Raw genomic sequence first — 12,077 nt, forward strand, 5'->3', positions numbered from 1 at the left:
GACTCAGACAGTGATTCAGACTCAGACAGCGATTCAGATTCCGACAGTGACTCAGACTCAGACAGCGATTCCGACTCAGACAGTGACTCGGATTCAGATAGCGATTCTGACTCAGATAGTGACTCCGACTCAGACAGCGACTCAGATTCAGATAGCGATTCAGATTCCGACAGTGACTCAGATTCGGATAGCGATTCAGAATCAGATAGTGACTCCGACTCAGACAGCGACTCAGATTCAGATAGCGATTCAGAATCAGATAGTGACTCCGACTCAGGTTCTAACAATAATGTAGTGCCGCCTAATTCACCTAAAAATGGTACTAATGCTTCTAATAAAAATGAGGCTAAAGATAGTAAAGAGCCATTACCAGATACAGGTTCTGAAGATGAAGCGAATACGTCACTAATTTGGGGATTATTAGCATCATTAGGTTCATTACTACTTTTCAGAAGAAAAAAAGAAAATAAAGATAAGAAATAAGTAATAATGATATTAAATTAATAATATGATTCATGAAGAAGCCACCTTAAAAGGTGGCTTTTTTACTTGGATTTTCCAAATATATTGTTTGAATATAATTAATAATTAATTCATCAACAGTTAATTATTTTAAAAAGGTAGATGTTATATAATTTGGCTTGGCGAAAAAATAGGGTGTAAGGTAGGTTGTTAATTAGGGAAAATTAAGGAGAAAATACAGTTGAAAAATAAATTGCTAGTTTTATCATTGGGAGCATTATGTGTATCACAAATTTGGGAAAGTAATCATGCGAGTGCAGTGGTTTCTGGGGAGAAGAATCCATATGTATCAAAAGCTTTATCAATTAAAGGTCAAAAGACAAATTCATGGAATTTAGGTCAATATAAAGATAGTCTTCGAACAGTTATGTGCACATCAGAAATTAATAAAAATGATGGATATGATGAACCTGAATATAAAGAGGCGATGGATACTTACCGAAAAAAATTATTTGCTGAATTAGATGCGCTTAACAAGTTTTTAGATGAAGAGAGAAAAATAGAAAGTAGTAAAAAAAATAACAACCAAGTTGCAAATGGTGTATTGGGCTTAACACATCAAAGGTATTTAGCTATTCATGAAGCAATAAAGGAAAATAAAAATGAGTTTGAAAGAAAGACACAAGATATCGAAAGTAGAAATCCTGATTTGAAAAAATTTGATAGAGATAAAGATTACGAAGTTAGAGTAAAATTAAATGAACTAGAAAATAAAGTATTAATGCTTGGACACGCTTTTCCAAATAAACATGAAGCAAGAGAGAATCTTTATAATAAATTAGATTTGATTGTTGGCCGTAGTGATGATGAGAGAGAAGAAAGGCATCCTCAAAATGATAGGTTATCTAAAGAACGAGTTGAAGATTTAGAATCAATTATTGATGAATTTTTTGTTGAAATCAATGAAAATAGGCCGTTGAATATACCGGCGTTAATTGAAAGTAATGAAGAAAATATAGTAATGGCAAAAAAACTAAAAGCAGATACAGAAGAAGCTAAAGCGAATACATCTAAAAGAAGTAAAAGAAGTTTAAATACTCAAAATCACAAATCTAAAATAAACGAAGTAACTGAAGAACAAAAAGCTAATTATGAAAAGAAATTTAAAGAAATAAAAGAACGATTTTTAGCTAAACAAAAAAATAAAAATAACACACCAGTTGTATCGTTAGAATATGACGAAGACGACAACGAAAACGACAAGAAACTTGTGGTTTCTGAGCCATCAAAGAAACCAACAACACCGCCTACATATACTGAAACAACGACACAGGTACCTATGCCTACAGTTGAGCGTCAAACTCAGCAACAAATTATTTATAATGCACCAAAACAATTGGCTGGATTAAATGGTGAAAGTCATGATTTCACAACAACGCATCAATCACCAACAACTTCAAATCATACGCATAATCATCTTATTGAATTTGAAGAAACGTCTGCTTTACCTGGTAGAAAATCAGGATCACTGGTTGGTATAAGTCAAATTGATTCTTCTCATCTAACTGAACGTGAGAAGCGTGTAATTAAGCGTGAACACGTTAGAGAAGCTCAAAAGTTAGTTGATAATTATAAAGATACACATAGTTATAAAGACCGATTAAATGCACAACAAAAAGTAAATACTTTAAGTGAAGGTCATCAAAAACGTTTTAATAAACAAATCAATAAAGTATACAATGGCAAATAATATTAATGCATGGCTGCAAAGCAAATAATGAGTTTGTCGTAAAAATCACAACATTTTAAACTAGCAATAAATAATATCAAAGTCATCAATTCAATGATGCAATCTAGTATAGTCCACATTCTAAACAGGTGTGGACTATTACTTTTTTCACTTTATATTACGAAAAAATTATTATGCTTAACTATCAATATCAATAATTAATTTTAAGCTGAAAAACAATAAAAATGTTAAGACAACGTTTACTTCAAGTTAATTATTATACTGAAAATTCTGGTATATAATGCTGTTAGTGAATATAACAGGAAAATTAAATTGGTTATAATATTGAGTCTATATAAAGGAGAAATAACAGATGAAAAAGAAATTATTAGTTTTAACTATGAGCACGCTATTTGCTACACAAATTATGAATTCAAATCACGCTAAAGCATCAGTGACAGAGAGTGTTGACAAAAAATTTGTAGTTCCAGAATCAGGTATTAATAAAATTATTCCAGCTTACGATGAATTTAAGAGTGCACCAAAAGTAAATGTTAGTAATTTAACTGACAATAAAAATTTTGTAGTTTCTGAAGGCAAATTGAATAAGATTTCAGATCCTTCAGCAGCAAGTAAAATTGTAGATAAAAACTTTGTCGTACCAGAATCAAAGTTAGGAAACATTGTGCCAGAGTACAAAGAAATCAATAATCGCGTGAATGTAGCAACAAACAATCCAGCTTCACAACAAGTTGATAAGCATTTTGTTGCTAAAGGCCCAGAAGTAAATAGATTTATTACGCAAAACAAAGTAAACCACCACTTCATTACTACGCAAACCCACTACAAGAAAGTTATTACTTCATACAAATCAACACATGTACATAAACATGTAAATCATGCAAAGGATTCTATTAATAAACACTTTATTGTTAAACCATCAGAATCGCCTAGATATACACATCCATCTCAATCTTTAATTATCAAGCATCATTTTGCAGTTCCTGGATATCACGCGCATAAATTTGTTACACCAGGGCATGCTAGCATTAAAATTAATCACTTTTGTGTTGTGCCACAAATAAATAGTTTCAAGGTAATTCCACCATATGGTCACAATTCTCACCGTATGCATGTACCAAGTTTCCAAAATAACACAACAGCAACACATCAAAATGCTAAAGTAAATAAAGCATATGACTATAAATACTACTATTCTTATAAAGTAGTTAAAGGTGTGAAAAAATATTTCTCATTTTCACAATCTAATGGTTTTAAAACTGGTAAACCAGCATTAAATATCAAAAATGTAAATTATCAATATGCTGTTCCAAGTTATAGCCCTACACACGTTGTTCCTGAATTTAAGGGCATTTTACCAGCACCACGAGTATAAAAATTGGCACTAAGTTTACGAGATATGATAAATACCTATTATTTTAAATATAGTCTGCAATCTATGAGGTTGTAGGCTATGTTTTTTGCAATTTAGCAATCAACACCCATCAACAAATTATACCGTTTTTCTACTTTCAAAGTTGGAAGTAACATAATCTTAAATAAATATATTATTAATTAAGATAAATATAAGACTCAAGATTATTGTTAATAGTTTGTTCATCGCAAGTTAATTATTATTTCTAAAAAATTGGTATATAATTTCGATGGCGAAGAAAACAGGGTGAAAAAGTCGGTTTTACAATCAATGCAAATAAGGAGTAAAAAATGAAAAGGAAAGTACTAGTATTAACAATGGGCGTACTTTGTGCGACGCAATTATGGCATTCTAATCACGCAAACGCATTAGTGACAGAGAGTGTTGAAACTAATTTTGTTGTAAAAGATTCGGGTAATAATAATATTTTACAAACCCATACTGAAATTACTACTGAGGAGAAATTTTCAATAGTAGAAAAGAGCCAATTAAATACACTAAAATCACTATCTAATGACAACTACATAGAATATGATTTACATACTAATCAAACAGGCATTAAAAAAGGTTGGTTATATGGCTATAGTGAAATTGACTCATCACATTTCACAGACTGTGACAAACGCGCTATTAGACGTGATCATGTTAAAGAAGCACAAAGCTTAATTAACGATTATAAAGATACACAAAGTTATGAAGATCTCGCTAAGGCAACTGCAAAAGTAAGTACACTTAGTCAGTCTCATCAAAATTATTTGAATAAACAAATTGATAAAGTGAATAATAAGATAGAGAAAACTGAAAAACGCTAATCCAAAGTAAATTATAAGTTATACATCTCGTTTTTAAATGACAATTTATCCCCGTAAATATTATAAATAATCTTTTCAAATTCCACATAGATATAGAGACACTAATAAACCTCTTTGTCTCGATATGATAGTCTGCAACGATTCATGTTGTAGGCTTTTTAATTTTACAAATAAGGCTAAATATATAAGTTCTGACACCTAAAATATAGAAAATACATAAAAGTAAGTATAGTTATTTTATTATAATTATTAAATTTTTATTAATTAATTGTAAAAATGTAGAATTATAATTAATTAACGTTTAATATTAAAATTAACTAAAAAGAAAGAGGTGTTAGTTATGACAGAATACTTATTAAGTGCTGGCATATGTATGGCAATTGTTTCAATATTACTTATAGGGATGGCTATCAGTAATGTTTCGAAAGGGCAATACGCAAAGAGGTTTTTCTTTTTCGCTACTAGTTGCTTAGTGTTAACTTTAGTTGTAGTTTCAAGTCTAAGTAGCTCAGCAAATGCATCACAAACAGATAACGGCGTAAATAGAATTGGTTCTGAAGATTCAACAGTATATAGTGCAACTTCAACTAAAAAATTACATAAAGAACCTGCGACATTAATTAAAGCGATTGATGGTGATACGGTTAAATTAATGTACAAAGGTCAACCAATGACATTCAGACTATTATTAGTTGATACACCTGAAACAAAGCATCCTAAAAAAGGTGTAGAGAAATATGGCCCTGAAGCAAGTGCATTTACGAAAAAAATGGTAGAAAATGCAAAGAAAATTGAAGTCGAGTTTGACAAAGGTCAAAGAACTGATAAATATGGACGTGGCTTAGCGTATATTTATGCTGATGGAAAAATGGTAAACGAAGCTTTAGTTCGTCAAGGCTTGGCTAAAGTTGCTTATGTTTATAAACCTAACAATACACATGAACAACTTTTAAGAAAAAGTGAAGCACAAGCGAAAAAAGAGAAATTAAATATTTGGAGCGAAGACAACGCTGATTCAGGTCAATAATGCTCATTGTAAAAGTGTCACTGCTGCTAGTGGCACTTTTATAATTTTTAGATCACGATATGATTTATTATCAATTCAGAATTAAAAAAGTAAATAGTATCAAAAGCAAGTGTATTTAATATTAGAAAATAAAAATTTTAAATTTAGTATTAAAATGGAATATTACTATATATTTCAATGTGTATTATCACAGAAAATAAAATAATGCTTTACTTCTATATTTAAAAGTGTATAATGAAAGTTAAGTAATAAAGAGCGTGAAGAAAAATGTGAGTTATTTATATAGAATATTCTCCTTTTCATTTATGAATTTGTTACAAAATATTTAGTGCAAAAGCACGACGGAGGTATTCAATATGAATAACGGTACAGTTAAATGGTTTAATGCAGAAAAAGGTTTTGGTTTCATCGAAAGAGAAGATGGTAGCGACGTATTCGTACACTTCTCAGCAATCGCTGAAGATGGATACAAATCATTAGAAGAAGGCCAAAAAGTTGAATTCGACATCGTTGAAGGCGACCGTGGCGAGCAAGCTGCAAACGTAGTTAAAATGTAATTTTAACTTTTTCAAACAGTCCTTAGTATAGGGCTGTTTTTTTATGCTTTAAATCGATAACAGTTGGTGTGGTAAAAGCACTAGCTGTTACTTTTTTGTCCAATAAATATAGGTGGAGATCTAACAATATATAATGGTTCTAAAATAAATCGAACTGATGGAAAAGTTTTTTACTTTTCATCTGTCCGACTTTTGATTTTGAATAAAAAAAAAGCGCCAATACAGAACTTTAATAATGACGAGAATTAAAGTCTGTATATGGCGATAACAAGAAGTAATGTTAAACACTCAAAATGTTTAACAATAATAGGATACCACATCGCATAATATCTTACTACTTAATTAATAATTTAACTAATCAACTTTTTGTTAATTTTTTATTAAGACTGATTAATTATTGAGAATATTTATTGTTTTTAAAATCTCATAATAATTCAGTAATCTTGTTTTCATTTAAAAGGCGGAACATTAAAATAATTAAATAAAAATATTGCGTTTAATTTACAGCGTCAAATATACTTATTTCTAATGCTTTGAGGTCTACAGAAACAAGTAGAGAATGATCGATGTTATTAACATTGCCATTCTCCAAATCTATTTCTGTGAGTATTTGAAAGCTACCATTAGGCAATGGTTTAACAATAGACAATTGCTCCTCCGCTTGTTGTATTAAAAAAGGTTTTGTAGATTGATTATTAATATGCCATTCACTCATGTATGTTTTTCACTCCTGCTTTAATATAGGGTTAAAAAGTTTATAGTTGAGACATTCATGCTCAACCAAAATTTTGTTCAAATTCAATAAATGTCTTGTTTAAAATAGAAATATTGTAAATGTTATCGTCCAAAACTTCACCAGTTAAGTATTTGTTTTGAATTAAAATTTGGCAGTTAGTTAAGAAGTCTTGATAATCACGATCGCAAAAATAGTTTTCACGTGCATCTTTAGCATCGCCAAAAAAGTTAGCGACTGTTTCTGTTTCTCCCTTATTCGAACGTTCAATATATAATTTGTAAAATTTAGCTATTGTATACTTTTGTTCTTTAGTTAGTTCATTCAAAATATTGGGCCTCCTGAATTATCATTTGTAATCTATACCCAATTTATTGCAAAACACAAACTAATTTAACTATTTGATGAAACTGTGTTAATAAGCTTTAACAAGCCTTAGTTTGTATGGATCTATAAAATTATCTTTAATTGCATAGGGTGAAATAATATGTAGTCCGTAACTTTTAACTGATTTTTCACTTACACCAAATTTATAAGCTTGGTAGATAATTTTAGTACAATACGTAAATTTTTTGCTGTTCAAATTTAATGTAACTAGATAACGATGATTTGTATTTTCATAGTTTTTCTTAACCCATTCAGCCGCTTTTTTACCTGCACCAGGATAGCTGCAACGATAAACTTTCATCCAATCATTTTTGCCACTTGCATAATTATATTTAAAAGATTCGAAGGATTGTGTAGTTGGTTTGTCGCCAGGCCCCTCAATTTGTAAAATCGTTTTATCATCAATCGCGATACTACAATGACCAAAAAATCCCCACATGACAGGGCCTTTTGTAACAATAATATCACCAGGTTTTAATTGGAATTTGTCATCTTGAATTTCTGAATACTTATTATCTGCAATTGTTTTTGGTGAGTTTATAGGGGATACGACAACGAATAATATAAGTAAAATTATCGTTCGTTTAATATAGTTCACTTAAAAGCTCCTTGCTGAAGAAATATATGTGAATAGTCTTAAATTAGAATTGTAATCTTTAATAAGCATTTAAGACTAAAACATATCTTAAATATTAAAGTATGAGAGTGTGAAATGTCTATTAAGAATAAAAAACAGTCTGAAACATCATTGGAACGTTTCAGACTGGATATAAAATGATTTTCATTTATAGCACACCAAATATAAATGTGTATATTAATATAGCGAATCCAAAAATATAGAGAATGACAGTAAAACTTAAATAGGACTCTTTTTTAGATTCTTTGCCAGTTTTTTTCATTAATACGAGTATAAACGTAGCGGCAACTAAGAAAATTAATGCTAGCCAAAACAGAATTGCAAAATGTAAAGACATGTGAAACCCTCCTTATATACCGTAATTATTAACCTATAAAACTATAAAAAATAGGATAAATGTAATAGAGAACGAGTACGATATTTATAAAAAATAATATTTCACTTAACCAGTTTTTAGTTATCATTGCAATGGTAAAGGATACGATGAGTATCACACCACAAATGATAATACCAGGCAGGAGCCAACATAAATCATCTAAATCTTTATTATATGTGATTAAAATATTAAAGATAACAAAAGTGGTAGTAATAACTATATTGATAGCATTTAACAAAATGTTATTCATGACTGACACCTACTAGTATAAAAATAGCTTCTTAATAAATATGATAACACTATTTTCCAATAGGTAAATAAAAAGTATAGTTATTTTTAAAATATTATTGTAGAATGCTAAAGTTTATTAATTCAAACAAGTGAGCATATATAGAGGTGTGTAGTATTAATATGAAAAGAATATTTACAAACTAAAAACCTTTAAAATTGTATAATTCGTTAATATTTTTAGAATCAGATAACAAAAAAATGTGCAAAATCACTTTTGCACATTTACAAATACTAGTTTTCTGATAAGATTAATAATAACACTTTAAATAGCGCTTAATAAATGAAGGGGGTAAGTCTTATGACGTTTTACAATTTCATCATGGGTTTTCAAAATGATAACACACCATTTGGCATATTGGCCGAACACGTTAGTGAAGATAAAGCATTCCCTCGATTAGAAGAAAGACACCAAGTAATTAGAGCATATGTGATGTCTAATTACACAGATCATCAATTAATTGAAACTACAAATAGAGCTATTAGCTTATATATGGCAAATTAATTTGAGTAGTACCAATTATGATGTATTAGTGCATCCCAAATATCTTTTGTTTTAAAGTTTATTTCATCATTTCTTATCGAAAATGGTGTAATAATGTCTTTATCTAACCAAGTGTTGATAAGTTCATTTGGTACACCATCTAACAACATTTCACTTTTACTAATTATAAAACATTCCCAGTCAAGTGAAACATTTTGTGGATTCACATAATTACATTGATTATGATTATCCATAAACACTCACTCCTTTAAAATTCTGTACTCTTCATTGCGTTTTACCCCGTCACATTATCTTTTAAACTAAAATCATCATTACTTATGAAAAAAATGTTCATCAAAAGCAAAGGTTTTTGCTACCGAAAAAGTTTAAATAATGGTTTAATATATTTGGTACTCATTTTAATAAAAAGAGAATACATTTTGAGCTATCAATACTTTTTATTGAAGAGGTGTTATTGTTGGCTAAAACGTTATATTTAATGCGCCACGGACAAACTTTGTTTAATTTTAAGGGACTAATTCAGGGATTTGGAGATTCGCCGCTAACAGAACTTGGAATTGCTCAAGCTCAAAAGGCACGTAGTTATTATGAAACTAAGGGGATAAACTTCGATTTATATGCATCATCAACGCAAGAACGCGCAAGTGACACACTTGAAAATGTTGCACCTAACCAATCGTATCAACGTTTTAAGGGACTGAAGGAATGGCATTTTGGATTATTTGAAGGTGAGTCAGTCTATCTATTTGATAATCTATACAAGCCTGAGGACTTATTCGGAGATCGAATTGTTCCTTTCAAAGGAGAGGCAAGGCAACAAGTTGAAGATCGCATTGTGAAAACTTTACATGACATTATGTCTCAAACAAAGAATAATGCATTAGTCGTGAGTCATGGAACAATAATGGGAGTATTTTTAAGATATTGCCTTAAACTAGATGAAGCATTAAAGCATAATATCGGTAATTGTAATATCCTGAAATTTGAATATGACAATGGAACATTTAAATTTGTTGAGTTAATTGATCCAAATTTATAATAAATAAAGCGTTATACATAGACACAAGTATGTCTTTTGTATAACGCTTTTAAAATACAACTATATAACGCTTTAGAATATTAATTGAATAAGTTTTTGTAATATCATCAGAGCAACAATAATAATTATTATGCTTGATATTTTATTGATTATTGTTAATAATTTTCCGGTTTTATCAATTGATCCAACCATTTTTCCTAAAATTGCGAGTAAAAAGAACCATAACCATGAAACGCTAATACAAGCGATTGTAAACGCAATTTTATTGCTGCCACTATATAATGCAGCACTACTACCAATTACACCAATTGTATCTAAAATAGCATGTGGATTGAGTAATGAAACTGATAAAGCAAAACTTACTTGTGTCATTGGAGACATAATTTGAGCTTCTCCATCTGTTGAGGGTTTATCATGCCAAATGGTCCAAGCCATATACATCAAGAAAATTAAACCAACTATATAAATAATTGCTTGAAGTACAGGTAAAGACATAATAATGATAGATACTCCTACCACTGCAATAATGATAAGTAAGCTGTCTGACAACCCGGCTGTAATTATTGCAGGCAATACATATCTATATTTTGGTTGATTAGCTCCTTGGTTAAAAATAAATACATTTTGTGCACCTAAAGGTAAAATTAGACCAATCGCTAAGATAAATCCATGAATAATTGCGGTTACCATTAAGTTTTGACACCCCTAAAACATAGAATATTCTGAAAAAACTTATTGATATCATACCAAAAAAAAACAACTACTCAATAGTAGAGTAGTTGTATGAAAAATAGAACCTATATGATTTGAATTTATGAGAAATGTAGAATATATAAAACTGTATTACTTATTAATCAAATCATAAAAAAGCCAATGTTCATCGAAATAGGTGTTTCCGATTTTAATTGCATTTTTCTCAAAACCAAGAATGTCGAATCCTAGTGCACTATAGAAAACTTTAGCACCTATGTTGTTTGACACAATTGATGTAAGTAAAGATTCGTAATTGTTCTGCCGTGCATAATTAATAATGAAATTAATGAGCTCGCTATTAATCGATTTATCGTTATTAGTAACAAAGTTGTATTTAATTAATGATTTATGTTCTTTTCCAACGTATCGAATTTGTTCTAAGGCAGCTGTTGCGATAAGTGTTTCGTTTTCATAACAGCCAAATACAATACATTTCGGTGAACCTTGATTTAAAATGTCATGTATTAAGGTGTCAGTCATTGTTTGACTATAATGTGAATCTTGAGTGAATTCTTCATTGACTGTCGAAACAAGTCTCTTATACTCATTAAAATCATTATTCGTTAATGTTTTAATTTTAATCATTACTGACCTCCTTAATCATTATTAAGAAAGATTTTGTACTAAAAAAATTTCTTAATTACATATTAAAATGTTTATTAAAATTTTGCAATCATTGATTTATATGCACATTCTTGTAAATGGATTATCAATTTAATTATATTTATTTTTAAGTTCAGGAAATTATGGAATTGGTTATTGGTCGACACTGGACTTTTATTTGTAGACGGTATGCGAAGAAGTCAAGCCAGTATTGGAACCGGTCACATTTATGATGACTAAGGGACAATCATTTTCAGTTAAATATTGCCAGAAATTTCAATCACGAATAGAAAAAATAACCAACCAAAAATTTTTGGTTGGCAAATTTGAATTTTATGTGAATTTTATTAATAACGTTGAATAATCTCTTTAAGTTAATGCTAATCTACAACATTTACATTTAAATCGACATTAATATTTCCTTGAGTCGCTTTTGAATATGGACAAAATTCATGAGCCATTTGTAAATATTTTTCAGCTTCTTCTTGAGATATAACATTTTTAATTGTCGCATCAATTGAAACACTTAATTTAGGACTTTCTGAGTCTGGATCATCTTCTAGTCTCACTGTTAGTGTTACTTCTGGATGAGCATCACGCACTTTGTTTTGCTTTAAAATTAGGTCGAAGGCACCGTTGAAGCAAGATGCATAACCTGCTGCAAATAATTGTTCGGGGTTAGTAGCTTTACCATCTGCTTGAGCAGGCGGAACGATATCAATATCTAATGCTCG

General features: G+C 29.9%; 17 protein-coding genes. 8 read left to right on the plus strand and 9 right to left on the minus strand.

Annotated features, from left to right (window positions below):
- The 6 genes from IDG65_RS13230 to IDG65_RS13255 form a co-directional block, all read left to right on the plus strand.
- A partial coding sequence (locus tag IDG65_RS13230; protein ID WP_206174142.1) for an LPXTG cell wall anchor domain-containing protein occupies window positions 1-483 on the plus strand: 483 nt, incomplete at its 5' end.
- A 220-nt stretch (window positions 484-703) separates the two neighbouring features.
- Entirely contained in the window at window positions 704-2,212 is a 1,509-nt protein-coding gene (gene vwb / locus IDG65_RS13235; protein WP_000791703.1) for a von Willebrand factor binding protein Vwb, read from the plus strand.
- Between the two features lie 352 nt (window positions 2,213-2,564).
- On the plus strand, window positions 2,565-3,587 hold the full coding sequence (gene emp, locus IDG65_RS13240; RefSeq protein ID WP_000728058.1) for an extracellular matrix protein-binding adhesin Emp: 1,023 nt from the start codon (window positions 2,565-2,567) through the stop codon (window positions 3,585-3,587).
- A 329-nt stretch (window positions 3,588-3,916) separates the two neighbouring features.
- On the plus strand, window positions 3,917-4,438 hold the full coding sequence (locus IDG65_RS13245) for a hypothetical protein (protein WP_000824488.1): 522 nt from the start codon (window positions 3,917-3,919) through the stop codon (window positions 4,436-4,438).
- A gap of 340 nt (window positions 4,439-4,778) precedes the next feature.
- Window positions 4,779-5,465 carry a thermonuclease family protein gene (locus IDG65_RS13250; RefSeq protein WP_001670297.1) on the plus strand — a complete coding sequence of 229 codons (687 nt, stop codon included), beginning with the start codon at window positions 4,779-4,781 and terminating at the stop codon, window positions 5,463-5,465.
- A gap of 356 nt (window positions 5,466-5,821) precedes the next feature.
- A complete protein-coding gene (locus IDG65_RS13255; protein ID WP_001059082.1) occupies window positions 5,822-6,022 on the plus strand; it encodes a cold-shock protein in 201 nt (66 codons plus the stop codon).
- A gap of 496 nt (window positions 6,023-6,518) precedes the next feature.
- On the opposite strand, the gene IDG65_RS13260 is transcribed toward IDG65_RS13255, so the two are convergent.
- The 5 genes from IDG65_RS13260 to tsaA all read right to left on the minus strand — a co-directional run bounded on the left by IDG65_RS13260 (window position 6,519) and on the right by tsaA (window position 8,405).
- The gene (locus tag IDG65_RS13260; protein WP_000005876.1) at window positions 6,519-6,737 is read right to left on the minus strand and encodes a hypothetical protein; all 219 of its coding nucleotides are present in this window, start codon (window positions 6,735-6,737) and stop codon (window positions 6,519-6,521) included.
- Window positions 6,738-6,798: 61 nt separating this feature from the next.
- Window positions 6,799-7,083, minus strand: coding sequence for a hypothetical protein (locus IDG65_RS13265; RefSeq protein ID WP_001004395.1), 285 nt, complete (start codon window positions 7,081-7,083; stop codon window positions 6,799-6,801).
- A gap of 87 nt (window positions 7,084-7,170) precedes the next feature.
- Window positions 7,171-7,740, minus strand: coding sequence for a lipoprotein N-acylation protein LnsA (lnsA, locus tag IDG65_RS13270; protein ID WP_001106646.1), 570 nt, complete (start codon window positions 7,738-7,740; stop codon window positions 7,171-7,173).
- Window positions 7,741-7,927: 187 nt separating this feature from the next.
- Window positions 7,928-8,116, minus strand: a complete 189-nt coding sequence (gene tsaT, locus IDG65_RS13275; RefSeq protein WP_000052076.1) for a type II toxin-antitoxin system toxin TsaT — start codon at window positions 8,114-8,116, stop codon at window positions 7,928-7,930.
- A gap of 28 nt (window positions 8,117-8,144) precedes the next feature.
- Entirely contained in the window at window positions 8,145-8,405 is a 261-nt protein-coding gene (gene tsaA / locus IDG65_RS13280) for a type II toxin-antitoxin system antitoxin TsaA (protein ID WP_001059690.1), read from the minus strand.
- Between the two features lie 339 nt (window positions 8,406-8,744).
- Here tsaA and IDG65_RS13285 point away from each other — a divergent pair, with 339 nt between their 5' ends.
- Window positions 8,745-8,948 (plus strand): sterile alpha motif-like domain-containing protein, encoded by a 204-nt coding sequence (locus tag IDG65_RS13285; protein WP_000145163.1) that lies wholly within the window; start codon window positions 8,745-8,747, stop codon window positions 8,946-8,948.
- Here the strand turns inward: IDG65_RS13285 and IDG65_RS13290 are convergent.
- Complete coding sequence (locus IDG65_RS13290; RefSeq protein ID WP_000368687.1) at window positions 8,945-9,181, minus strand: hypothetical protein; 237 nt, start codon at window positions 9,179-9,181, stop codon at window positions 8,945-8,947. The genes IDG65_RS13285 and IDG65_RS13290 overlap by 4 nt on opposite strands.
- 224 nt (window positions 9,182-9,405) lie before the next feature.
- Between IDG65_RS13290 and IDG65_RS13295 the strand changes: the two genes are divergently transcribed.
- The gene (locus IDG65_RS13295) at window positions 9,406-9,987 is read left to right on the plus strand and encodes a histidine phosphatase family protein (RefSeq protein ID WP_001140696.1); all 582 of its coding nucleotides are present in this window, start codon (window positions 9,406-9,408) and stop codon (window positions 9,985-9,987) included.
- Window positions 9,988-10,059: 72 nt separating this feature from the next.
- Here IDG65_RS13295 and IDG65_RS13300 read toward each other — a convergent pair whose 3' ends face one another.
- From IDG65_RS13300 to IDG65_RS13310, 3 genes are all read right to left on the minus strand, one after another.
- Window positions 10,060-10,677: a LysE/ArgO family amino acid transporter gene (locus tag IDG65_RS13300; RefSeq protein ID WP_000255559.1), complete on the minus strand. Its 618-nt coding sequence runs from the start codon at window positions 10,675-10,677 to the stop codon at window positions 10,060-10,062.
- A 153-nt stretch (window positions 10,678-10,830) separates the two neighbouring features.
- Window positions 10,831-11,325: a GNAT family N-acetyltransferase gene (locus IDG65_RS13305; RefSeq protein ID WP_000590539.1), complete on the minus strand. Its 495-nt coding sequence runs from the start codon at window positions 11,323-11,325 to the stop codon at window positions 10,831-10,833.
- A 398-nt stretch (window positions 11,326-11,723) separates the two neighbouring features.
- A partial coding sequence (locus IDG65_RS13310) for an Ohr family peroxiredoxin (RefSeq protein WP_206174145.1) occupies window positions 11,724-12,077 on the minus strand: 354 nt, incomplete at its 5' end.

This window comes from Staphylococcus sp. EG-SA-17, from assembly GCF_017151845.1.
Classification (GTDB): domain Bacteria; phylum Bacillota; class Bacilli; order Staphylococcales; family Staphylococcaceae; genus Staphylococcus; species Staphylococcus aureus.

Excerpts from the sequence above, each read along its gene's own strand:
- emp (WP_000728058.1), top strand. The coding sequence starts at position 2,565 with ATGAAAAAGAAATTATTAGTTTTAACTATGAGCACGCTATTTGCTACA.
- IDG65_RS13245 (WP_000824488.1), top strand. The coding sequence starts at position 3,917 with ATGAAAAGGAAAGTACTAGTATTAACAATGGGCGTACTTTGTGCGACG.
- IDG65_RS13250 (WP_001670297.1), top strand. The coding sequence starts at position 4,779 with ATGACAGAATACTTATTAAGTGCTGGCATATGTATGGCAATTGTTTCA.
- IDG65_RS13255 (WP_001059082.1), top strand. The coding sequence starts at position 5,822 with ATGAATAACGGTACAGTTAAATGGTTTAATGCAGAAAAAGGTTTTGGT.
- IDG65_RS13260 (WP_000005876.1), bottom strand. The coding sequence starts at position 6,737 with ATGAGTGAATGGCATATTAATAATCAATCTACAAAACCTTTTTTAATA.
- tsaT (WP_000052076.1), bottom strand. The coding sequence starts at position 8,116 with ATGTCTTTACATTTTGCAATTCTGTTTTGGCTAGCATTAATTTTCTTA.
- tsaA (WP_001059690.1), bottom strand. The coding sequence starts at position 8,405 with ATGAATAACATTTTGTTAAATGCTATCAATATAGTTATTACTACCACT.
- IDG65_RS13285 (WP_000145163.1), top strand. The coding sequence starts at position 8,745 with ATGACGTTTTACAATTTCATCATGGGTTTTCAAAATGATAACACACCA.
- IDG65_RS13290 (WP_000368687.1), bottom strand. The coding sequence starts at position 9,181 with ATGGATAATCATAATCAATGTAATTATGTGAATCCACAAAATGTTTCA.
- IDG65_RS13300 (WP_000255559.1), bottom strand. The coding sequence starts at position 10,677 with ATGGTAACCGCAATTATTCATGGATTTATCTTAGCGATTGGTCTAATT.
- IDG65_RS13305 (WP_000590539.1), bottom strand. The coding sequence starts at position 11,325 with ATGATTAAAATTAAAACATTAACGAATAATGATTTTAATGAGTATAAG.